Origin of the sequence: Microcoleus sp. N3A4 (assembly GCF_036701805.1) — a bacterium.
Classification (GTDB): Bacteria; Cyanobacteriota; Cyanobacteriia; order Cyanobacteriales; family Microcoleaceae; genus Microcoleus.
In genome coordinates this window covers 19590-44061 of sequence record NZ_JAUBRJ010000005.1, presented here as the reverse complement: position 1 = coordinate 44061, position 24472 = coordinate 19590, and the positions used below count along the sequence as shown (strand labels likewise).

Annotated in this window: 11 protein-coding genes; 5 read left to right on the top strand and 6 right to left on the bottom strand. The window is 46.3% G+C overall.

All coding sequences use genetic code 11. The annotated features are described in order from the left end of the window. Positions 1-107: 107 nt before the first annotated feature. Positions 108-3407 (top strand): glycosyltransferase, encoded by a 3300-nt coding sequence (locus tag QUA56_RS04545; RefSeq protein WP_333353812.1) that lies wholly within the window; start codon positions 108-110, stop codon positions 3405-3407. Positions 3408-3468: 61 nt separating this feature from the next. Here QUA56_RS04545 and QUA56_RS04540 read toward each other — a convergent pair whose 3' ends face one another. The 3 genes from QUA56_RS04540 to QUA56_RS04530 form a co-directional block, all read right to left on the bottom strand. Beyond that, entirely contained in the window at positions 3469-13536 is a 10068-nt protein-coding gene (locus QUA56_RS04540; protein WP_333353809.1) for a tetratricopeptide repeat protein, read from the bottom strand. After that, a complete protein-coding gene (locus QUA56_RS04535) occupies positions 13521-14516 on the bottom strand; it encodes a homogentisate phytyltransferase (RefSeq protein WP_445242871.1) in 996 nt (331 codons plus the stop codon). Before QUA56_RS04535 ends, QUA56_RS04540 begins: the two co-directional genes overlap by 16 nt. Before the next feature lie 98 nt (positions 14517-14614). Then, the gene (locus QUA56_RS04530) at positions 14615-15568 is read right to left on the bottom strand and encodes a methyltransferase domain-containing protein (protein ID WP_333353803.1); all 954 of its coding nucleotides are present in this window, start codon (positions 15566-15568) and stop codon (positions 14615-14617) included. 205 nt (positions 15569-15773) lie between these two features. Here QUA56_RS04530 and QUA56_RS04525 point away from each other — a divergent pair, with 205 nt between their 5' ends. Next, a complete protein-coding gene (locus QUA56_RS04525; RefSeq protein WP_333353800.1) occupies positions 15774-17108 on the top strand; it encodes a TrkH family potassium uptake protein in 1335 nt (444 codons plus the stop codon). A gap of 140 nt (positions 17109-17248) precedes the next feature. Then, a complete protein-coding gene (locus tag QUA56_RS04520) occupies positions 17249-17944 on the top strand; it encodes a TrkA family potassium uptake protein (RefSeq protein WP_333353797.1) in 696 nt (231 codons plus the stop codon). 333 nt (positions 17945-18277) lie between these two features. Here the strand turns inward: QUA56_RS04520 and QUA56_RS04515 are convergent, their stop codons facing one another. Continuing rightward, positions 18278-18511 carry a hypothetical protein gene (locus QUA56_RS04515; RefSeq protein WP_333353794.1) on the bottom strand — a complete coding sequence of 78 codons (234 nt, stop codon included), beginning with the start codon at positions 18509-18511 and terminating at the stop codon, positions 18278-18280. Positions 18512-18822: 311 nt separating this feature from the next. Here QUA56_RS04515 and QUA56_RS04510 point away from each other — a divergent pair, with 311 nt between their 5' ends. Both QUA56_RS04510 and QUA56_RS04505 read left to right on the top strand, forming a co-directional pair. Further along, the gene (locus QUA56_RS04510) at positions 18823-19422 is read left to right on the top strand and encodes a sulfite oxidase-like oxidoreductase (protein ID WP_333024925.1); all 600 of its coding nucleotides are present in this window, start codon (positions 18823-18825) and stop codon (positions 19420-19422) included. A 626-nt stretch (positions 19423-20048) separates the two neighbouring features. Further along, positions 20049-20735, top strand: coding sequence for a PEP-CTERM sorting domain-containing protein (locus QUA56_RS04505; protein WP_333353792.1), 687 nt, complete (start codon positions 20049-20051; stop codon positions 20733-20735). A gap of 783 nt (positions 20736-21518) precedes the next feature. Here QUA56_RS04505 and QUA56_RS04500 read toward each other — a convergent pair. Both QUA56_RS04500 and recR read right to left on the bottom strand, forming a co-directional pair. Further along, a complete protein-coding gene (locus QUA56_RS04500; RefSeq protein ID WP_333353790.1) occupies positions 21519-23621 on the bottom strand; it encodes a prolyl oligopeptidase family serine peptidase in 2103 nt (700 codons plus the stop codon). A gap of 217 nt (positions 23622-23838) precedes the next feature. After that, positions 23839-24432, bottom strand: a complete 594-nt coding sequence (gene recR / locus QUA56_RS04495; RefSeq protein WP_172187730.1) for a recombination mediator RecR — start codon at positions 24430-24432, stop codon at positions 23839-23841. Positions 24433-24472 lie beyond the last annotated feature (40 nt).

Here is a 24472-nt window from a genome sequence, read left to right as displayed (position 1 = left end):
CGATAGTATAATTTAAGGAAGAAGGAAAAAGGAAGAAGGAAGAAGGAAGAAGGAAGAAGGAAGAAGGAGCAATCATGAAATAACAAATAACAAATAACAAATAACTAATGCCCAATGCCCAATGCCCAATGCCCAATGCCCGATGCCCAATCCCCAACGCCCATTCCTTAACCAGAAATCCTATATTTATGCAGATTATCATCATCACGGCCGCCGATGCAAATTACTTTGAATTGGTGCGAGGCACTATTTTATCGGTGCGGGAAAAACCAGAGGGTGAAAATGTGGCGATCGGCTTTTTCGATCTCGGCTGTACTCTCGAACAGTTGCAGTGGCTAAAAACCAAAGTTAATATCATTAAAAAGCCCGATTGGGACTTTGACTTTCCTGGCAGAAATGAAGCTCCCGAACATTTAAAAGGATTATTAGTTAGACCTTGTTTGCGAAAATACTTTCCCAATTTTGATATATACATTTGGATAGATGCGGATGCTTGGGTTCAAGACTGGAGAGCAATTAATTTGTTGGTTGCAGGAGCATCGCGCCGGGGACTGGCAATTGTTCCCGAAGTTCACAGGGCGAGCTTGCAGCAGTACGGGCAACTGCCTCAGTTTTGGCAGTGGGTTTATCAAAAATACGAAGCTAACTTTGGTGAGGAAGTCGCTAAGAAATTATACAGTTATCCGATATTAAATGCCGGAGTTTTCGCCCTCCGAAAAGATGCTTTGCACTGGGAAATATGGGCTGAAAAACTAGATCGAGGATTGCAAAAATCCGGCTGTGTCATGACAGATCAATTTGCCCTAAACTTAGCTGTTTACAGTGGCGAATTGTTCAATATGACTGAAATGCTACCAGCTTGGTGCAATTGGATATTCAACGGTTTTCCGGTTTGGGACAAGCAGCGAGGCTGTTTTGTGGAGCCGTACTTGCCGCAGGAGGCGATCGGCATTTTGCATTTAGCTGGACGCCAGCAGTTTGACCGAGTACAATTGATGGCAACTGACGGCGACATACTGAAAATCAGCGTCCGTTACCAACCTAAAAAACAGGAAGCAGTACAAATATTTCAAGAACCCAAAATGACTTACCAACAACCTGAAATTAGCAAAAATAATTTATTACATCCAGGGGATTATGTCTCGCCAGGGTTCCAAATAATTATACCTGACTCCTATTTTCCCAATATGATTATTGCCGATCCAAATACGAGTAACTGGCCTTATTTGCGCCGGGAAGTTCCGCATAATTGGTATGCAGACAAGCGCTATCCATTCATCGGGTTTTTGAATCGCGACGAAGCACACATCCTTTACAATACAGCTCTGCAATTCAAAGGTAAAAAAGCCTTAGAAATAGGCTGCTGGTTGGGGTGGTCTGCCTGTCACTTAGCCCTCGCCGGAGTTGAATTAGATGTCGTCGATCCGCTGTTAGAAAGAGAAGATATCAGACAAAGCGTAATCGACTCAATTCAAGGTGCTCTCAATGCGTCTGGCGTTCAAACATCAGTCGAGCTGATACCCGGCTACAGCCCCCAAAGAGTAGAAGAATTTTCCGCTCAATTCAACCGCAAATGGTCGTTAATTTTTATTGACGGAGAACACGGAGAACCGGGGCCGTTAAATGACGCAATTGTTTGTGAAAAATTGGCTGAGGAAGATGCAATAATTTTATTTCACGATTTAACTGCTCCAGATGTTGCTCAAGGTTTAGATTACTTAAAGCAAAGGGGATGGCAAACATTAGTATATCAAACAATGCAAATTATGGGTGCAGCTTGGCGGGGCAATGTCGAGCCAGTAAAACATCAACCAGACCCCAATATTTCCTGGCAGTTGCCAGCACATTTGCAGGGTTACAATATTAGCAGTTTAGAGACAATTAATTCTCAAACACCCAGCCAAACCAATCAAAAGCAACAGTCATCTTATACAAGAAATTTTTACCAATTAATCGGAGAAGGAACTCGCAGTTCTGCTAGAGAAATTATTCCCCTGCTGTTAGACTTGCTGCAACCCATTTTACCTAAAAGTGTGGTAGATGTGGGCTGCGGTACAGGAAGTTGGTTAGCTGCGTTTCACAAGTTGGGAATTGCCGACTGTTTGGGAATAGATGGCGATTATGTCGATCGCACTATTTTACAAATTCCTTTAAATCAGTTCCAATCCGCCGATTTAAAGCAACCGCTGCAAATAAACAGAAAGTTTGACTTAGCAATTTCTCTGGAGGTGGCCGAACATTTGCCGGCTACCTGTGCCGAAAATTTTGTTAATTCTCTCACTCAACTAGCACCAGTGATTCTGTTTTCTGCTGCGATACCATTTCAAGGAGGCGTCGAACACGTTAACGAACAGTGGCCACAATATTGGGTTTATTACTTTCAAAAAAACGGCTATGCAGTTATTGACTGCTTGAGAAAAAAAATCTGGAACAATGACAAAGTAGAGCCTTGGTACGCTCAGAATATCTTAGTTTTTGTTAAAGAAGAATACTTATCGAGATATCCAAAGTTAGTAAATGAGTATCAAAACACTGATTTGAATCAATTAGCGATAGTCCATCCCAAGATTTATTTTTACACCTTGCAAGCTGCTAGAAATTCGGCACATAATTTACAATCAGAAAGTATCAAACAAGTTTCAGCATCGCCACAATTAGCAGATCGACCTTTAATATCTGTGATTATTCCCTGCTACAATCAATCTCATTTTTTGCTGCAAGCAGTAACTAGCGTGATTAACCAAACTTACAAAAATTGGGAAATTATCATTGTCAATGACGGCAGCTTAGATACTACCAGCACAGTTGCCCAAAATTTAATAGTAGCAAATTCCCAATATCAAATTAGGCTTGTAGAACAAACAAATCAAGGGCTGTCAATGGCAAGAAATGCTGGCATAGCAGCAGCAAGCGGCGAGTACATCATGCCTTTGGATGCCGATGATATCCTAGCTGAAAACGCCTTGACTGACCTTTTAGAAATATGTTTAAAATCAAATGTACCTTGCGTAGCATTTGGTTCTTATCAAATGTTTGGCATAGAAAATCGCACAGTACCCAGCTACGAGTTGTATTCTCCCCAAAAAATCAAGCAATCTAACATGATTCACCCGTCTTCACTGTATCACAAATCTATTTTGAATTTAGTCGGCGGTTACAAAGTTGGGATGAAAGAGGGTTACGAAGATTGGGAGTTTTGGGTGAATTGTCACAGACACAATATCCCATTTTTGGCAACGAGAGAAGTAGTTGTCAATTATCGGCGTTCCCAGGGTTCTATGTTGGCAAAAGCTCAGCAATATCATCAAAAATTGGTAGCAAAAATTGTTTGTTACAACCGGGAACTTTACGATTTAGAAAGTGTTAAGAATGCTGAAAAATTATTGAAAAATATCGTAAGTTCTTAGTCTCGCGTTGCGCGGATTTCGTTTGTGTGCGATTTCAACCGCCGACTCTTATCAACAGATTTTATATCAGATTGAGTATAACATCAAGAAAGCGCTTAACCTGTTTTTCCCAAGTCCAATCGAGCATAAAGTTAGCCGCAGCTAAACCGCGACTTTTTGCTTCTTCGCGATTAGTATAAACTTGCTCCAAAGCCTCGACAACTTCTGCAACATCAGACTCTCCCCAGCCTTCTACACCGGAAAAATGAGCAGTCGGTTTAACTCGTCCCTGACTCGATAAAGGATAGCAAATGTTGCTGTAAATCAAATCTAAATGACCGGTATTTGCTGATAAAATAGTCGGAATTCCGCAGGCCATACTTTCCATCGCGACTAAATTAGTGCCGCCTTCGCAGCGGTTGGTGAAAACAGCGCAGTCAGCTTCTCGCAAAATTTGTCCGGCGAGGTGATTGGGAATTAAGCCGATGTCGATAAAAGAGTCAACAGGCAAACCGTTAGCCGCTAACCATTGGGAAATTCCTAAACTTCCATCGCGGTTGATATTGGGAAGTCCCGCAACGTTTCCGGTTTGTTCGATTCCTAACATATACTGAGGCCAAAAGTTGTGCCATGTTGTTAGTAACAAAGCTTCTGGATGTTTGGCGCGAAATCGTTTGAAAGCGGCAATTACAATATCTTGACCTTTGCGATATTCCAGTTTGCCGCCGGAGAAGATGACGAAGCGATCGCCAAATAGATTAGATTTGGGTGCAGGATGGAAAATTGCGGGGTCAATTCCTTGATGTACCATCGCCACATTAGTCAAGCCGCGGCTTCTCAAAACATCGGCATTCCAGTTAGAACCGGCGACAATCGCGCTATATTTTTTGGCTGTTTCTAGTGCTTCTGCTGTGATTCGCGTGTCTTCAAAAAATATGACTCCTATTTGACAAGCGCTGGTAATTTGATTTTCGATTCCCGACGATGCTAAATTATTGCCGAGAGCGTAAAGTACGGGAAAGTTGCAAGTAATCTGTTTGTCGGAATTTGCTGCTACTAATTCCTGAAAATTTTTCTGCTTTTCTACTACAGGTAATAAGAGAGATTTATGCAGCGGATTTATCGATTCTGAGGTGATTGATGGCGGTTCTAAAAGTGCAACCTCCCAGGCAGGATTTCGCAGCAGTTGCAGTGTTAAATTCATACCGTAAATTCCCCAGCCGCTGGTGATGCTGACTGGCCAACTAATGCCGATTCCGGTAATCTGTGGGGGAGTTTCTGGGCGTTGGATTTGAGGCGGAGTTTCTGGGGGTTGAAGCCGAGGCGGAGCCTCTGAATATGCGTTACCAGGCTCTGCCTGGTAACGAGGGAGAGGAGGGGAAATTAGCTGTTCTAAGGCTGCTTTTATGCGATCGCAAACTCCATCCCAATCACCGGATTTTTGCTGCCTAAACAACCACACAGTGGGATACCAAGGGGTATCTTCGCGTTCCAGCATCCAGCGCCAATCAGGCACGAAAGACAGCAAAATCCAGACTGGTTTACCCAAAGCACCGGCCAAGTGGGCCACAGCAGTGTCTACGCAAATTACTAAATCTAGTTGCGAAATAATTGCTGCGGTGTCGGCAAAATCGACGCAATGTTCGCTCAAATCTTGAATTTGCTGTTGATTAAACAAAGCGATATCGCCCCCAGACAAATCTTTCTGAAGGCTGTAAAAACTCGCTCCACGAACATCTAAAAATTTTACAAAATCGCTCAATTTACACGATCGCTGACGATCCTTGCGGTGCAGCGGGCCGCCCGCCCACACAATACCTACTTTTAGTTGATTGTTCGGTTCTAGAGAAAATTTAAAATCCTGTGGCGGAGCTAAATAAGGAATATTCGCCGGTACATTTTCCAAAGTCGTCCCCAAAATTCGAGGCAAACTTAGCAGCGGGGCGTGCACTTGAAAATCTACCAAATCGCTCGGCCGCGCTATTACTCGATCGACTCCTGCAATTCCTTCAAATAAACGCTTCAGCAAGACATGACAAGCCACAACAACTTTGCCGCCTTTTTGCTTGACTAAAGGTGCGTAGCGGATAAATTGTATCGTATCGCCCAAACCTTGTTCTGGGTGCAATAAAATCGTTTTTCCCTGCAAATCTGAGCCGTCCCAAAGCGGTTGGGCGAAATAGCGGGGTTCCAATTCTTGAGTTTGCCAACGCGATTCGTACTCCGCAAAACCGCGCTGAAAATTGCCAGTCAAAAGCAAAGCTAACGCTAGTCTCAAGCGCCAATTGGGTGATTCTGGAGATAGTTGAATTGCTTTAGTATACCAGTCGGTCGCCTCGATAACTTTTCCTTGTTCTTCCAGGGCGCAACCTAAATATAAGTTTGTTTCACTCAGGTTGGGATTGGTTTCTAGCGCTTGTTTGTAGTGATAAATTGCCTCGGTTATTTGGCCGTTTTCCTGTTTCAAATAACCTAAACAACTGTGGGCTTCGGCGTGGCAGGGTGAGGCTGAGATTACTTGTTCGTAGCGAGCGGCTGCGTCTGCTTTTTTACCTTGTTTTTTTAAGGCATTTGCTATGTGAAATTTTACCTGTGCGGGCGATAAGGAAAATCGAGGCGGAGCCTCGGGATCTCCGTTACCAGGCACAGCCTGGGAACGAGAAGAGATTAGGTGTTTTAAGGCTGTTTTTATGCGATCGCAAACTCCCACCCAATCGCCCGCTGTTTGCTGCCGAAACAGCCGCGCCGTCGGATACCAAGGGCTGTCTTCGCGTTCCAACATCCACCGCCAATCCGGCATAAAACACAGCAAAATCCATACAGGTTTACCCAAAGCACCGGCTAAGTGCGCGACAGCGGTATCCACGCAAATTACTAAATCTAGTTGCGATATCACCGCCGCAGTATCGGCAAAATCGTTCAAATTGTCGCTCAAATCTATCACGGGAATTTGAGTTAATAAAGTACGATCGCCCGCCGACATTTCTTTCTGAAGACTGTAAAAACTTACACCGGGAATATCTAACAATTGCAGAAAATAGCTTAAATCGCTCGATCGCTGAAAATCCTTCAAATGTTCCGAACTTCCCGCCCACGCAATCCCAACTTTGAAATTGCGATTCCCTACGGGATAGCTGCGCTTCACGCAATTTAGGGAAAATTGCCAATTCGGCGGCGCCGCTAAATAAGGAACATTTGCCGGTATATTTTCTAAATTTGTTCCCAAAATATGCGGCAAACTCATCAGCGGTGCTTGCACTTGGAAATCAGGCAATTCCTCCATCCGAACCGCCACTTGTTGGATGCCAGGAATCTGCTTAAATAAACGCTTCAGTTCTTGATAGCAAGAAATGATTACTTTGCCGCCTTTTTGCTGCACAATTGCCGCGTAACGTACAAATTGAATTGCGTCGCCCAAACCTTGTTCGGAGCGGAGCAAAATAGTTTGCCCGTTCAACTCTGAACCATCCCAAACTGGCCGCTCAAAATGCAACCGCGGCATTGTTTTCGCCTGTTCTGTTTGCCAGCGCCACTCGTATTCTGCTAAACCGCGCGGCAAGTCCCCAGTCAACAGCAGGACTAAGGCTAAATTGAAGTGAGCTTTTGCACAATTGGAATCGATTTCTATTGCTTTATTGTAACACCAAATTGCTCGATTTACGTCTCCCAATTGTTCTACAGCACTGCCTAAATTCGCGATTGCTTCTAGATAACTAGGATTCAAAAATATGGCTCGTTCTAAGCTAGAAATTGCCTGTTCTATTTTGCCCGCACCCAAGCATAAAGTTCCCAGGTGATAGTGTCCTGCAGGATTGTTTGGTTCTGCTTCAATTGCACGCTCGTAAAGCCGTTCTGCCTCGTCTAGCTGACATTTTGCTTGCATCGCCACGCCCAAATTTACCAGCGCTGGCACGTAATTGGAATTGACAGAAAGTGCTTGATGAAAACAGGCGATCGCACTCGGCAACTCGCCCTGCTGCTGGAGCGTCGCGCCGAGATTGTTGAGAGCTTTGACGTACATTGGATTTAGGGCGATCGCCTTTTGAAAACAAGATAAAGCCTCGGCTGTATTGCCCCAATCTTGCAGCAAAATGCCCAAGTTATTTTGCGTTTGAGGGCAGTTTGGGTCGATTTCGATCGCGCGCTGATAATAGGTGGCAGCTTCGGCTAAATTGCCTGTTTGGTGCAGCGTCACTGCCAAATTAGTTGCGACTTCTATCAAATCTGGCTGCAAAACTAAAGCATTTTTAAAATAAGCGATCGCCTCGGAAAATTTACCTTGCGATTTCAGAATATTTCCCCAATTGAACTGTTTTTGAGCTAATTCAACATTGGGCTGAGTTTCTATTAGCGGTTGAGCTTCCTGATGCTGAGAAATTCTTTCTCTGAGCGCGAAACCCGCTTGTTCTAAAACTCCTTCCCAATCTCCCGCTGCTGACTGGCGAAACAGCCGCGCCGTCGGATACCAAGGACTATCTTCGCGCTGCAACATCCACCGCCAATCCGGCACAAAACACAGCAAAATCCACACGGGTTTGCCCAACGCACCGGCCAAGTGCGCCACAGAAGTATCTACAGAAATCACTAAATCCAGAGCCGAGATTGCCGCCGCAGTATCGGCAAAGTCGTGCAAATAAGAGCTTAAATCGGTTACGGGCATTTGCTCTAACAAAGCGCGCTCCTCTGCTGTCATTTCCTTTTGCAAACTGTAAAAATTTGCTCCGGGAATATCTAACAGTTTTGTCAACAAATTCAGCGGTAACGATCGCACCTTATTTTGTGAATATTGAGGATTTCCAGACCACACAATCCCTACTTTCAAATTAGCAGTTGGACTGAGAGTAAATTTCAAACCGGGCGGCGGAGCTAAATAAGGAACTTTCGCAGGTATAGTTTCTAAAGTTGTTCCCAGAAGGTGAGGCAAACTCATTAGCGGCGCGCGAACTTGAAAATTCGGTGCATCCTCTGGACTAATTATTAACCCATCGATTCCCGAAAATTGTGCAAACAAGCGCTGCAACTGCGGCAAACACCAAACAATTACCCTACCGCCTTTTTGCTTGACTAAATCTGCGTAGCGGATAAACTGAATTGCATCGCCTAAACCCTGTTCCGGGCAAAGCAAAATAGTTTTTCCATCCAAATCTTTGCCATCCCAAATAGGTTGGTGAAACTTGTGGCGCGGGGACTGTTTTTGTTGAACCAGCAGCCGCCATTCGTACTCGCAAAAACCGCGCTGAAAATCTCCAGACAACAGCAAAGCTAAACCTAAATTTAGGTGAGATTCGGGATTCCCGACATTGAATTTAACTGCTTGGCTGTAGCAGGTGACAGCATCTACAAATTGTCCGCGATCGTGCAAAGCACTTGCCAAACTGTTGAGAGGATTGATATAACCGGGTTTGAGTTCGATCGCCCGATGGTAGCAATCGATCGCCTCTGCCATTTTTCCCGCTTCCTCAAAAGCTTTGCCGAGATTGTTTAAAGCTTCTGGAAAGTCTGGTTTCAGGCTCAAAGCTTGGTGGTAGCAGGCGATCGCATCTTCAATTTTGCCCTGTTTGTGAAGGACAATTCCCAGATTGCAGCGAGCCTCTGCTGAGGCTGGCAATTTCTGAATCGCCTGCTGGCAAAAAGCTAGAGCCTCATCTAACTTATCTTGGTTTGACAGCCAACTCCCCAAAGCAAGATCGGTTTGGGCCAAATCCGGTTGCAGCGTCAGAGCTCGATCGTAGTATGCGATCGCATCTGCAACTCGCCCCTGCCGGATCGAGGCGTATGCTAAGTTGTGCAAGGCATCGAAATAATTTGGATCGATCGCGATCGCCCGTTCGTAATTCGCGATCGCCCGTTCGTAATTCGCGCCCGCTTCCTCCCCTTGTTCCTCCAAAGTAATTCCCAAATTCAAATAAGCCACCGCGCAATTAGGATTGACTTGAATCGCTTGCTCGTAGCAGCTTACAGCCTCCGTTACATCCCCTTGTTCTTCCCGCAACAGGCCCAAATTAATCAGCGCTTCGGCACAATTCGGGTTCAAATTCAGTGCCCGCTGGTATTCTGCGATCGCATCTTCAGTCTCCCCTGCTTCCGCCAGCGCGCTGCCCAAATTGCTCGCAGTTTCCGCCAAATTCCGGTCGATTGCTAGCGCTTGTCGGTAGTGCGCGATCGCCTCTGTTAGGCGCCCGGTATGCTGTTTGACAACACCTAAATTGCTGTGCGCGGCCGCGTAATTTGGATCGATCGCGATCGCCCGCTCGTAACATTCGATCGCACCGCCAAACTGAGCCTGCTGCTGCAAATCCAGGCCCAACCGAAACTCTGCATCCGCCGCATCCGACGGCACAAATGCTGCGGCAACCGCGCCTAGAGCTTGCGCCACCCGAGCGAAAACGCCCTCCCAGTCGCCCCGCTGATGCTGCCGGAACAGCCTTGCACTTGGATACCAAGGACTGTCTTCGCGCTCCAACAGCCACCGCCAATCCGGCGAAAACGCCAGCAAAATCCACACGGGTTTGCCCAAAGCCCCCGCCAAATGGGCGACAGCGGTATCGACACTAATGACTAAATCTAGTTTGGCGATCGCAGCAGCAGTATCGGCCAAATCGCCAAAATGCGGGCTCAAATCTACGATCGGCGTTTGATTCAACACCGCGCGATCGGCCTCGGAAACCTCTTTCTGCAAGCTGTAAAAACTTACCCCCGAAACGTCTAAAAGTGGCAGAAACTGACTTAAACTGCACGAACGCTGCTTGTTTTTGCGGTGTTTGGGATTCCCCGCCCAGACAATCCCAACTTTCAAATTGCGATCGGGCAGAAGCGCAAAATCCGCACCCGCAGGCGGTGATAAATAAGCAGTATTTGCCGGTATTGTTTCCAGCTTTGTACCGAGAATATACGGCAAACTCAACATCGGCACTTGCACGTCAAATTCTGGCAGCGGCTCGTCTTTAACTATTAGCAAATCAATGCCGTCAACCGTTGCAAACAAACGGTGCAATTGCGGGTAACAACCAACAATTACCCTACCGCCTTTATTTTTGACGATCGCAGCGTAGCGGATAAACTGAAGCGAATCGCCTAAACCTTGTTCGGCGTGCAGCAAAATAGTCTTTCCCTGCAAATCGGAACCGTCCCACAGCGGCCGGTATTCTCTCGCCGAAACAGTATTTTCCGGCCCCGTCAAAAAACAGGAATGACCTGTTTGAAATTCTTTAATTTGCCAGCGCCACTCGTATTCGGCGAGACCATTTTCCAAATCTCCCACCAACAGCAAAGCTAAGGACAAATTCAGGTGAGCGCTAGCGTGATTGGGACTTAAATGAATCGCCCGTCTGTAACAGGCGATCGCATCTTCTACCGCGCCTTTTTCCAGAAACGTCCTGCCTAAATTGTTGATAGCTTCCACAAAATCCGGCAGCAATTCTAGAGCTTTGTGATAATACTCCAGCGCATCTTCTAAATTGCCCTGTTCTTGCAACACTGTTGCCAGATTGTTGTAAGCTTCCCAGCTATGCGGCTGAATTTCCAGCGCTCGCCTGTAGAGGTTTACAGCCTCTAAAAGTTCGCCTTTTTCTTGCAGCGCCACCGCTAAATTAATCAGTGCGGGAACGAAATTCGGTTCAGCGACAAGAGCTTGTTCGTAATGCGCGATCGCCTCTTCCACTTGGCCTTGTTCCTCAAAAATCTTTGCCAAGTTGTAAGCTGTTTGAGGAATATTTGGATCGAGTGCTAAAGCTTCTCGGTAATGCGGGATAGCTGCGTCCAATTCGCCATTCTCTTGCTTGAGAAAACCAAAATTAATCCTGGCTTGAACGCAATTTGGATCGAGAGATATGATCTGTTCGTAAAGGGCGATCGCCTCTTCCTTATCTCCTGTTTCCATTAACTGTTCTGCTTGCCGCAACAAATCCTCTAAAACAACCGGATTCTCGCCATCCGTTCCGATCGCCACAGATGTCTCAATCCCCTGCGATTGCTTAGCTGCGTAGTGTTCCGCTAACCCTTCGCTCGCCATCAAAAATATTTGTTTACTCTCTTGAACTACGCTTGCACCTGTCATTTGAAAAGCCACAGAATCGAGGGAAGCCGTATGATTAGCAGTCATGGCGAGCGAAACGAAGTCAAGCTGCTTGTGGGCAGAATCCTCGGAATAACTAGCAGTATTGGCGATCGCAAATAAACTCAAAGCCGCCTGCACTTCCTCAAACAATTCTTGCCAACTTTCCGGCTGACTTTGGCGGAAAAGCCTCGCAGTTGGATACCAAGGATTATCTTCACGATCCAGCAGCCAACGCCAGTCAGGAGCAAAAGAAAGCAGCACCCAAACCGGTTTTCCCAAAGCACCGGCTAAGTGCGCCACAGCCGTATCGACACTAATCACTAAATCCAGTTGGGATATCGCCGAAGCGGTATCAGCAAAGTCGCTCAAATGCGGACTCAAATCCGGCACTAAGTGTTGGTTCAACAAAGTGCGATCGCTCTGGGACATTTGTTTTTGTAAACTATAAAAAGCGATTCCCGGAACATCCAAAAAATGAATAAAATCGCTCAAACTGCAAGAACGCTGATTGTTTTTCCGGCGCTGCGGGTTCCCTCCCCAAACAATCCCTACCTTCAATTTTGCATCAGAAGAAAGCGCAAACTTGCACTCATCAGGCGAAGCTAAATAAGGAACATTTGCCGGTATTGTTTCCAGAGTTGTCCCCACAATTCTTGGCAAACTCATCAGGGGTGCGTGAACGTCAAATTCTGGCAAACCCTCAAGACTAACTGATAAATATTCAATGCCGGCAACTGTCGCAAACAACCGCAGCAGTTCTGGATAGCAAGCCACCATAACTTTAGCCCCTCGGCTGCGAAGAATCGGCGCGTAGCGAATAAACTGAATCGAATCGCCGAAGCCTTGCTCGACGTGCAGTAAAATAGTTTTTCCCTGCAAATCTGAACCATCCCAAACCGACTGTTTAAATTGCCTTGGTTGTAGTTGCGGAGTGCGCCACCGCCACTCGTATTCAGCAAAACCGCGCTGAAAATCTCCAAACAATAGCAAAGTTAAGGCGAATTCCAGGTGGGCGGTGGCGTTGTCTGGCTGCAATTCCAAGGCTCGACTGTGACAAGAAAAAGCTTCTTGAAATTCTCCTAAATCGACCAAAGCGTGTCCGAGATTGTTAATAGCCTCCACGAAGTCTGGCTTTAAATTTAATGCTTGTCGGTAGTGGGATATTGCTGCTTTTGCATTGCCTTGTTCGTGGTAAAATGCTCCGACATTGTTGTGAGCTTCGGGATTGTTTGGCTCTAGTTGTACAGCTTGCTGGTGGCAGTTAAAAGCTTCGGCTAATTTACTTTGCTGCTGCAAAACTGTTCCCAACCCCATCAGAGAATATGTCAAACTGGGATTAATTTGTAAAGCGTGCAGGTAACAAGCTACCGCCTCGTTTAATTGATTTTTTTTAAATAAACCTGCTAAATTGTGTGCTGTTTCTTGCAGGTTGGGGTCGAGCTTGAGCGCTGTTTGGTAATATAAAATTGCCGAGTCTATTTCGCCGATTTGCTGTTTTAGCCAGCCCAAATTATTGTAAGCTAGTGCGGAATTTGGCTGCATTTTGATGACTTGTTCGTAAGTGGCGATCGCCCTTTGATATTCGCCTACATCCATCAAAACATGGGCTTTATTTAAATGTGCTTCTACAAAATCCGGGTTTTGGGCGATCGCCTGTTCGTAAAAGTCGATCGCTTCGGCAATTTTCCCCTGCTGTCTGGCCGCGATTCCCAACAAACACAGCACGTTTGCTGATTCCGGCTGCACTTCTACGATCTGCCGGTACAAATTCTCAGCTTCTAACAAGCGCCCCGCTTGGTGATGTTCCCAAGCTAATTTCAAAGAGTCTTCTGCACTCAATTTGCAGGCACATTTTCGAGATTTTTTTTGAGAAGCCATAGTTGTCTTTGTCGTTTGGGAGTTCGCTAACTTGTAATTGCCAACTTGTTCTAATTTGTTAACTCTTCCTTCCTTCTTCCTTCCCCCTTCTTCCTTCTTCCTTCTTCCTTCTTCCTTCCCCCTTCCTTCTTCCTTCTTCCTTCTTCCTTCTTCCTTCTTCCTTCTTCCTTCTTCCTTCTTCCTTCTTCCTTCTTCCCCTTCTACCCCAACAAACAAGCTGCCGGAAAAATCAGATATTCTAAGAAAAACAACTTCCAGATAAACTGATAAAAATCAGCAATTTCTTTTTGATCGTCCAAATCAACTTTGACGCTCCAAAACCACATCAAACCCAAAGCAGTCAAATGAGAAACTCCCAGAAACACTAAATTAACATTAGACAATACGATCGCTCCCGCCAAAGTCGCGCCCAAATAGCAAACCGTCAACACCCAGCGAGATAAATTAAAGACGGCAGGCTTGCCCAGCTCAATCGTAAACGTAGTAATATTATATTGCTTGTCCCCTTCCATGTCGGGGATATCTTTAAAAATGGCGATCGCAAACGTAAACACCACAACAAAAACCGTCAGCACCCAAACTTCCGCAGGAATCCCAAAAGACACACTCTCCAAACTCCAGCCAGAAAAAATGCTTTTCGCCCTTCCCAAACCCAACACCCAATTAAAGTGCAGAAACAGCCCTAAATTTACGATCGCCCCCCGCACAGTAAAAATGCACAGCGCCGCCCACAAAGGAAACCGCTTCAGCCGAATTGGCGGCAGAGAATAAGCAGTCCCGATCGCCAAACTAACGCCAACGGTAGCCAGCAAAAACGGGCCTTGCAAAACAGCAGTCAAAATTGCTAGAATTCCCGTTGCAATTACAATTAATTCTCCGGTGTTTCGAGAAAAGACTCCCGAGGCGATCGGCAAATACGGCTTATTAATTTTATCAATTTCAACATCTTCTAACTGGTTCAATCCCACAATATAAATATTGCCGCAAATGCAAGCCAACCAGGCAAAAGCTAGGGGCCAAAATACAGGATTCACAAACAGCCGCGCGCTTTGGGCGATCGCGTACAAAGCCAATACACTCAGGCTAGTACCCACAATTGTGTGCGGCCGAGAAAACTCCCAAAAAGCCCTCACCCAGCTTTGCGGAGCCGAGCCATTTTTATCAATCCAAGACTTGTCAATCGAATCGTTGCTCATAAAACTCACACCCGCACCAAACAAATAATATTCTTTAGGTGCGTAATACGCACCTTACTCATCAACTCAAGACTCAAAACTTCTCTGATATATGCCTGTTATTTTACAGCACAAATCAGCCCGAAACGAATCAACCCGCTCTGATATCCACGGCTCATCAATCCGAGAGCCAGTGCAGCTTGAATAGTCGTCCAACCGCTAGTCAGCAAACCCCAAATCGCGCTCGGAGTCAAAGCAGAATCGATCACCACATCCCAAAAAGGAGCCACAGCTTTTGACCAATCAGCAGTGCGAATACTTGTCAAAGGCAAACTGCGGACAATTTCCTCGTATTCCGGCAAAGATATCACATAAGGCAAAGCATAAACCCGGTAAATTTCTGCCAATTCCTTTCTCTCTTCATCAGTTAATTCTCCCGCCGTTTCTCCCACCGGGCGGTGACACCAAGTCGCCAAAATCAAAGTTCCTCCCGGCTTGAGCACGCGACAGCATTCGTGCAAAAACTTAATTTTGTCGGGCATATGTTCGCCGCTTTCGAGCGACCAAACCAAGTCGAAGGACTCGTCAGGAAAAGGCATATTCAAAGCATCTGCTACCAAAAAATTCACATTGCTTTCAAGTCCAGCAATTTTAGCGCGTTCGGTCGCTCTGTTGGCCTGTACCGGACTCAGAGTAATCCCGGTCGCTGTAACGCTAGCGCCCGTTTTATTTTGTTCGGGCGATCGGCTAAAATCACGATCGACCCTGCCATCCAACTTTAAATTATTTTGAGCGATCGAACTAAACTTTTGAGTCAAATACAGCGTGCTGCCGCCGATCCCGCAACCGACATCGAGAATGCGGTAAGGTTCACAGAGTGCCTTCTCTGACGGTACTCCAGCCCAGCCCAGCATTTCTTCTATCAAATCTATCTGAGCCTGTCGGCGCTCTTTTTTCAAATTGCCATCCGGGCCGTAGTAACCGTGGTGCATATGTTCGCCCCAAACCTGCTCCCACAAACCGCTAGAAGCGTCGTAAAGTTGCTGAATTTGCTGGTAAAGTGTTGATGTCATCGCCGGATCGCAAGTTATTAAAGGAATTCTACCGTTATTTTCCCGATGTTGTCATCGAATTTGGCCATTTAGTTCGATCGACCGCAGGTACTAGCCAGACAGAGATGTCCTGATTTCAAGCCCGACGATCGATTTGTGGGTTCCCTCTAAAATCTAAAATCTCCAATCTAAAATCTAAAATCTAAAATCTAAAATCTAAAATCGCATGACTGTCTCGCGAACCATTGCTTTGGGCTTTCTCGCCGTCATCACCGCAGGTACTCTATTACTGATGATGCCGTTTTCCACAATAGATGGAACTTGGAGCGATCCAATAACAGCACTATTTACCTCTACTTCCGCTGTCTGCGTCACGGGCTTATCGGTGGTTGATGTCGGAAAATATTACTCTTTTTGGGGGCAACTGTGCCTAGTTTTACTGGTGCAAATAGGAGGCTTGGGCTACATGACAGCCACGACTTTCTTGCTGCTGTTATTGGGCCGCCGCTTTGGCTTGAAAGACAAAATTGCCCTGCAACAATCTCTCGACAAATCCGGGCTAGCAGGCGTAGTGCAACTCGTGCAGTCAATTCTAGCAACAACGCTTTTGTTTGAATTAACTGGAGTGTTTTTGCTGATGTCGGTTTTCGTCCCCCAATACGGATTTAAAGACGGTGTGTGGTCGGCGGTATTTCACAGCATTAATGCCTTTAACAATGCTGGTTTCAGCCTGTATTCAGATAATTTAATCCAGTACATCAATTCACCTGTGATTAACTTCACAGTCGGCGGTTTAATCATATTTGGGGGAATCGGCTATCAAGTAATTATGGAAATGTACCTGTGGCTGCGCGCTCGCTTCAACAAAAGTCCTATTTGCACAGTTTTTTCCCTAAATTTCAAAGTAGTTACCAGTACAACTGCTGTCCTTTTAATTTTAGGAACGCTAGCCTTTTTGGTGCTGGAATACAACAACCCAGCAACTTTCGGTTCTCTCAATTTTCCTCAAAAATTGATGGCAGCTTGGTTTCAATCTGTTACTCCCCGCACGGCGGGATTCAATACAATTGACATTGGCAAAATGAGCGAAGCCGGGTTATTTCTGACGATCGCGCTGATGTTTATCGGCGCGAGTCCTGGCAGCACCGGCGGCGGAATCAAAACCACAACTTTTAGGATATTGTTTTGCTGTACCGCAGCAGTTCTCGAAGGCCAGGAAGATGTGGAGTGCTATCAGCGTCAAATCCCGCCAGCAATGATTCTGAAAACCATTAGCGTCGTCTTCGGTTCCCTGTTGGTCGCGTTCACATCTGCAATTTTAATTGAGCTGACCAATCCCCAACTAGAATTTATCGCAGCGCTGCTTGAGGCAGTTTCAGCTTTTGCCACGGTCGGTCTTTCCACAGGGATTACAGCCAAGATTTCAGCGATCGGCAAGTTGGTTTTGATTGCTACAATGTATGTAGGTCGGGTTGGCGTGCTCCTGCTGATGAGTGCTGCATTCGGCGACCCAAAACCCAGGTCTTTTAAGTATGCTGAGGAAAGTTTGTTAGTCGGATAAAAAAATCCTGCCTAGTTGCTGATAATCTAAACAATGGGTGACAACCCAAATCAACTTTTACAACTTACCTAAAAATCAAAAGGAGGCGGCGCTGTCTCTGCTAAAATTTAAACAGCAAGACGCTCAGCGCTGGATATTCAGTGAACCTGTCATCTTTGAATTTTTTTCGGACTTTGCGCGCCGACAACAAGCAGTTTGCAGTTATTGGTTTGGGACGCTTTGGTAAAGCTGTGTGTTCGACTCTGCACGGCTTGGGTTACGAAGTCCTGGGAGTTGACACCGATGAAAAAAAAGTAACTCAAGCTTTGAGCGATCGCATTGCTGCTCACGTTGTGCAGTTAGATTCTACTGAGCCTAGCGCTCTTCTGGAAGCCGGTATATTTGAATTTGAAACAGTGATAGTCGCGATCGGCAATTACCTAGCAGAAAGCATTACCACCACCCTAAATCTTAAGGAAGGCGGGGTAAGTCACGTAATAGCCAAAGCTTCTTCGGAAACTCATTTAAAACTGTTGAAAAAAGTCGGTGCAGATCATGTAGTTTTTCCAGAACGAGAAATGGGCTGCTCTTTGGCCCGGATTCTTACACAACCCAGCATTTTAGAACGCTTTGACCTCGACCCAGATCACAGCATCGTTGAGTTGCTCGTTCCTGAAAAGTTTGACGGTAAAACCATCTCCGAATTGGAGCTCCGGCGGAAGTATGGTTTGAACTTGCTAGCAGTCGGTCGCGCCGACAAGTTCGAGATCAATCCGCAGCCAAACGAACGCTTGAAAAAGGGCGAAGCGATGGTAGTAGTTGGTTCTAATAAAGATATCAATCGCTTGCCAATTTAACATCTCGCCATTCTACGCACATACAAAAATAGTCCTAGACTCAGAAACCCGGTTTATTGAGTTCCGAGTGCCTAATTCCTAAGCAAGTCTTGCCGGATGTGTGAAAATTTCATGCCCGAAAAACGCGGTTTATCTTAGATAAACCGCGTTTCTCTGTCGATCTTTATGTTCTAATTTTTAACTCAAATATCTAAATTGAATTTCACCAATCCTGGGCTTGCTTCCGCCTTTGCGACGCTCGCTGAGAACCTAGCCAGACAAATAGCTAAAATTTCAACAAAGTAGCACCACCCGATCGCACTCCGAACTCTCTTAAGCGCTAGCCGTGAAAATTCAGCCGACTTTCAAGATATCTTGCAGGTAAGCTTTGCCCAAAACCACCACCGCGAAGACTAGAGCGAGTTCAACAGGCCAAGGACACACCGCCACCAGCCAAATTAACGAACACACTCCAATAATTGCAGCTATGGGAGCCGGAATCCCGTCTAGCGTTCTGTTGTCGGTCCCCGCAGTCACCCACCCAGCAATCAAGCAGAGCGTCAACGGAATCAAGCAACTTGCGATCATGGTTTTTACCCCATCAAAATTTTTTTACATAAGACATCTGAGCATATTGTAACAATACATCAAAGATTCGGAAATGCACCATAAATTGCGATAAGATTTAAGGTTAGTTAATTAATACCCTGGGGGGATATATTTTTAAATTTTTAGCTTCGGCTCTCTCCGAAGGCAGAAGTAGGTTGGCATCAGGCAGAATTTTGGGATTTTTCTTTCTGCTGGAGTGCTTTTGCTTTCTACCTTGAGATGGATAGCGAGGCGCCGAGTTCTGCAAGTTATACTCAGGATTGCAGTCAGTTACTGTAGAGCGTGAATCAATGCTGGGAAAATTTTTTCGCAAGCCAGAATCAGAAAATAGCGATCGCGTCCCCCCGGGTCAACACCTCGCCAACGGCTTTCCCGTGCTGACCTACGGCGATACACCCTCGGTCAGTATTGAGAGTTGGGAATTTAAAGTCTGGGGATTGGCAAAACCAAAAACCTTCACTTGGTCGGACTTCCAGGCCATGCCCCAAAGTAACTTTACTGCGGATTTTCACTGCGTCACCCGGTGGTCAAAACTCGACGTGCAGTGGACGGGAGTCAAAGTCACAGATTTTATGAACTACATAGAAGTCGATCCGAAAGCTTTGCACGTCCTGGAACACTGCTACGGCGGCTACACCACTAACATTGCTCGCGCCGACTTCCTCCGAGAAGAAAACTTTTTCGCCCACACCGTCTTCGGCGAACCCCTATCCCCAGACCACGGCGGCCCGATGCGGCTGGTAGTTCCGCACCTGTACGCTTGGAAAAGCGCTAAATGGATTAACGGCCTGGAGTTTACAGAAACCGAAGAACTCGGTTTTTGGGAACGCAACGGCTACCACCGGCGGGGCGAACCTTGGGCCGAGGAACGCTACAGCGGTCTGTTTTGATGCGGTCGATCGGGATGAGGACTTGCCCTGAGATTCTATATATATACAGTATTTGTTGAGTGGCAATCCGCTCTTTTACCCCTTCAATCTGCGGAAATCGCATCTCGATCGAATCTTTGGGATCTATCACTGCCGGGGTTCCCTCTAATTTCAGCAAAATACGTAAACCCAACGATCGTAGTTTGTACGTAATTTACCCGATAAATAAACTACATTAACTCCCATACGCAAGTCCCAAAAAACAAACATTCCCCGTTTTTGGTCAATATAAAACTGCTTTAACTGTCTGTTGGCGCGGGTGTTACAGTGTTTATACGTAAGTATTTGATTTTCAGAATTGAGACTTGGAATCAAATAAAAAATTAGCCTAAACCAGACTCAAATCAGTTTTGTCGCTCCGCGCTCCCATGCCTGCTACTGCAAGGTTTAAAGCCATAATTTTTATAATTATTGGGTGTGTATTGTGAGGGAGCGATCGCCCCAGAGCCTATTCGTTAGACAGCATTTGTGAAGGATATGTAAAGGCTTGATAAAGAATATGTCAAAATTCACAGAAAGTGCCAAAAATACAAACAAAGTATCTGATAATGAAACTATTAACATCCTCGCACAAAAGGAAACAGGTTATGAATACCAAACTCTTATCCGCCCTAACAGCTACCGCAGCCGCCACAGCTATGTTGGGCGCCGCAGCTCCAGCTCATGCCTTCTCCTTTGGTAACAGCGGTATCACCTTCCAGCAAGATACAAGTGTCACCTTTAACTTCAAAGAATCTCACGGTTCGTACATTTCCTCTTTGGGAATCTACCAAGTACAGGACTCGGTGGCATCTCTAGTGAGCACGCTGTTTTCGGAAACTAAATCCTCAGACAACGGCGGCGAGAACGAATGGAAAGGATCTCTAGGCAATACAGTCTTGGGTGGAGCGACAACATTCACATTCCTGGCAAATCAAATTTACACTTTGGGACTCGACAGCGGCTGGGGCGGCACTGTCTACTCGACCTCAGCCTTGAACGCCGGCGCCCAGCTAGCCGTGTTGGGCGGATCGTCGTTGTGGAACGCACTCGGCAAAGAAACTACGAACACCTTCCAAGCTGCCGGACAATTCACAGACGCAGCAGCTTCTCTGTTTAACGGAGGCGCAGTAATCTCCTTCGACGATGGCGGTAACGGCGGCGACGCCGACTTCCAAGACTTCACCGTGACGGCAGAAGCAGTTCCCGAACCGATGACGATGACTGGTTTGGCTCTCGGTTTGGGCGGCTTGGTGGCAGCGCGCCGCCGCCGCGCTAGCAAGACGGCTTCATAATTTTTTTCAACCGGAACGGTCTGCTCAATGACGTTTGAGAAAAAAGAATACGATTTGCAGGCGCGCTGATGGGAAGTCGGCTCGCCTTTTGCTTGATTTCAACCAAAGGACACCTTGATACAGCATATTCCATGTATGTGCGGTACACACAATAAGAGTCGTAAGTAAGGTGCGTCGCCACCCGTCTGGCGAGCAAGTTCCATTGAACCTGCGACAGCGACGCACCCTACATAACACGTACCGCACAATATAGCTGCTACTGTACTTGATGAACCTGGAATATGCTGTATTATGCGTCGCTAGGTGAAGTTGACGCAGAGTTGTTCGAGGAGTGCAAGTAGTACAAATTCACCGGTACGGGTTGAGGAATTTTAACCCACTTTCGGCACCCTCCACTGTCACAATCGGTTTTTACGTAATTTTGAAAACCACCTCGATCGTTTTTTATACAAATAATGGAAAAATTAGACTTGCGATCGCAAGTCCAATTTCCCCAAACTCCCAAAATTCGCAGTCTGACACTTGCCTGGTGCGGAATGTGAGGACTGAAAATCAGAACTTACGCGCCGAACATACAGCGCGATCGGAACAGCCAGCGACTGTAGATACAGCATATTCCATTTATGTGCGGTACACACAATCTTGAGATCGCCCGTGTAAGGTGCGTCGCCCTCAAAAATCTGTAAGTTTTATCAAATATGAAGCAGCGACGCACCCTACTGATTAACACCACATAATATAGCTGCTACTGTACTTCATGAACCACCGAATATGCTGTATCACTCAATCGAGTTCCCGGACTAAAAAAGCCCATTCATCTGCCAATTCTTCAATGATTTTCGCAGTGGGTTTGCCGGCACCGTGTCCCGCTTTGGTTTCAATCCGAATTAACACCGGTTTTTCTCCGGCGTGCATTTCTTGCAAAGCGGAAGCAAACTTGAAACTGTGGGCTGGAACTACTCGATCGTCGCGATCGGCAGTTGTAATCATTGTCGCGGGATAAGCCGTTCCCGGTTTGAGGTTGTGCAGGGGAGAATAGCCGTGAATTGTGGAAAATTCTTCGGAATTTTCCGGCGAACCGTATTCAGAAGTCCAGGCCCAACCAATGGTAAACTTGTGGAAGCGCAACATATCCATAACGCCGACTGCCGGCAGTGCTGCACCGAACAATTCCGGCCGCTGAGTCATGCAAGCTCCCACTAATAAACCGCCGTTGCTGCCGCCTGCGATCGCCAATTTGGCAGGTTTGGTGTACTTGTTTTCGATCAACCATTCAGCGCCAGCTATAAAGTCATCAAACACGTTTTGCTTTTTCAACTTTGTGCCTGCTTGGTGCCATGATTCGCCGTACTCGCCGCCTCCCCGCAAACAGGCGATCGCATAAACTCCGCCCATCTCCAACCACACGATCCTGCTAACCGAAAAACTCGGAGTTAGCGAGATGCCAAAACCGCCGTAGCCGTAAAGGTAGGTGGGGTTGTTGCCATCTAACTGCAAGCCTTTCTTATGCGTGATAAACATGGGTACTTGCGTACCGTCTTTGCTCGGGTAAAATACTTGTTTTGTCTCGTAATCCTCGGGATTAAAATCGACCTTTGGCTGCCGATAAATCGTACTTTCATCTGTCACCATATTGTAGTGGTAGATGATGTTAGGTGCAGTGAAACTGGTGTAAGCATAAAAAGTTTCGGTGTCGTGCCGCTTGCCGCCGAATCCTCCCGCCGAACCGATTCCGGGCAAGGCGATTTCTCGAACGAAAGATCCATCTAAGTTGAAGATTTTAATCTGAGTGTAGGCGTCTTTCAAGTAGGAAGCGACAAATTGATTGTTCAGGAGGCCTATGCCTTCGAGGGTTTCGGCTGCTTCGGGGATAATTTCTGTGAACCCCCCCTCCCTGGGCGACGGGGGGGTTTCATCACCACCGAGGCATGAGGGAGGTGGGTTGTTGGTGTCGATCGCAATTACGCGGCCCAACGGTGCATTCAAGTCTGTTTGAAACCAGAAAAGAGAACCGTCATTGTCGATGAAACTGTACTCGGCCTCGAATTCGTTAATGAGTTCTACAACGGTTGATTCCGGTGCAGTTAAATCCTTGTAAAAAATCAAGTTTTTCGTTTCCGTTCCCTGCCAAACAGACACAATTAAGTAGCGCCCGTCTTCGGTGACGCCGCCGCTAAATCCCCACTCTTTCTGGTCTAGTCGCTCGTAGATTAATACGTCTTCAGATTGGGGCGTGCCGAGTTGGTGGTAAAACAGTTTTTGGTAATAGTTAACGTCTTCGTGTTTGCTTTTTTCGTTGGGTTCGTCGTAGCGGCTGTAAAAAAAGCCTTTACCGTCGTGAGTCCAGGATGCTCCTGAGAATTTAATCCACTTTAAATGGTCTGATAAATCTTCGCCAGTTCCCACATCGCGGACTTTCCATTCCTGCCAGTCGGAACCGGAAGTTGACAAACCGTAGGCCATGTATTTGCCGTCTTCGCTGATAGCTATGCCACCCAAAGCAACAGTTCCGTCTTCTGAGAGTGTGTTGGGGTCAATTAATACTTTTGGTTCGCCGTCGAGGGATGTTAAAGTGTAGAGTACGGATTGATTTTGTAGACCGTCATTCTTGTAGTAAAAATAGCGATCGCCTTCTTTGAACGGTATGCCGTATTTCTCGTAATCCCAAAGTTGAGTCAGGCGCTGTTTGATTTTTTCCCGCGCCGGAATTTCGTTGAGGTAGGCAAAAGTGACTGCATTTTGGGCTTCCACCCAAGCTTGGGTTTCCTCTGACTCGGGATTTTCCAGCCACCTGTAGGGGTCCGATACTTTGACGCCGTGGTAGTCGTCTGTTTGGTCGATTTTGCGAGTTGTGGGGTAGCTTAAAGGTCGATCGAATTGGGCCATGATTTTTTACTACTCTCGGTAACTTTGTTCAGTTTAACTTTTATCAGGAAATTGGGTTGAAAACCCCGTCCTTTGTTTTTAGTGAGCTTCAACGGGCAAGATGCCGGTTCCACAAGAGATGATTTTTTTTGTGGAACAGGCCGGAAAGCCTGTTCATAAAAAGCTGATTGAGCATCATGCAACATCTCAGTTTCAACCGCCGAATAATATTGAATAACTAATCCAACTCTCTCCTTCCTTCCAAAGCGCGAGCCAATGTAACTTCATCAGCATATTCCAAATCTCCCCCCATCGGCAAACCAAAAGCTATGCGCGTCACTAGGGTAAAAGGTTTTAATAAGTGACCGATATAAAGAGTAGTAGTTTCGCCTTCCACGCTGGGACTAATAGCAATAATTACTTCCTTAATCTTTTGCTGGCTGACGCGCCGGACTAACGGTTGAATGTTCAATTGTTCCGGCCCAATTCCATCCATCGGCGAGATAACGCCACCAACAACGTGATATTTGCCCATGTATTCCCGCGTTTTTTCTAAAGCGATTACATCGCGGGATTCTGACACTACACAAATGGTATGACTGTCGCGGTTGGTATTTCGACAAATTTCGCAAACAGGGTCAGCAGATAAGTGAAAGCATACTTGACAGAAACCTACTTGCTGTTTGGCATCAATCAAAGATTTAGCTAGGGCTTGCACTTCTTCTTCCGGTCGCTTCAAAATATGTAAAGCTAAACGCTGGGCGGTTTTTGGGCCGACTCCGGGCAAGCGCTGCAATTGTTCGATTAAACGAGCTAAAGGTCGAGTGTACATGAAGGTTAAAAATTAAAACACGGTAATGACTAATGACTCA

Coding starts and splice junctions, on each gene's coding strand:
- QUA56_RS04510 (WP_333024925.1), top strand. CDS start 18,823: ATGCTGGGAAAATTTTTTCGCAAGCCAGAATCAGAAAATAGCGATCGC.
- QUA56_RS04535 (WP_445242871.1), bottom strand. CDS start 14,516: ATGAGCAACGATTCGATTGACAAGTCTTGGATTGATAAAAATGGCTCG.
- QUA56_RS04525 (WP_333353800.1), top strand. CDS start 15,774: ATGACTGTCTCGCGAACCATTGCTTTGGGCTTTCTCGCCGTCATCACC.
- recR (WP_172187730.1), bottom strand. CDS start 24,432: ATGTACACTCGACCTTTAGCTCGTTTAATCGAACAATTGCAGCGCTTG.
- QUA56_RS04505 (WP_333353792.1), top strand. CDS start 20,049: ATGAATACCAAACTCTTATCCGCCCTAACAGCTACCGCAGCCGCCACA.
- QUA56_RS04500 (WP_333353790.1), bottom strand. CDS start 23,621: ATGGCCCAATTCGATCGACCTTTAAGCTACCCCACAACTCGCAAAATC.
- QUA56_RS04545 (WP_333353812.1), top strand. CDS start 108: ATGCCCAATGCCCAATGCCCAATGCCCAATGCCCGATGCCCAATCCCC.
- QUA56_RS04530 (WP_333353803.1), bottom strand. CDS start 15,568: ATGACATCAACACTTTACCAGCAAATTCAGCAACTTTACGACGCTTCT.
- QUA56_RS04515 (WP_333353794.1), bottom strand. CDS start 18,511: ATGATCGCAAGTTGCTTGATTCCGTTGACGCTCTGCTTGATTGCTGGG.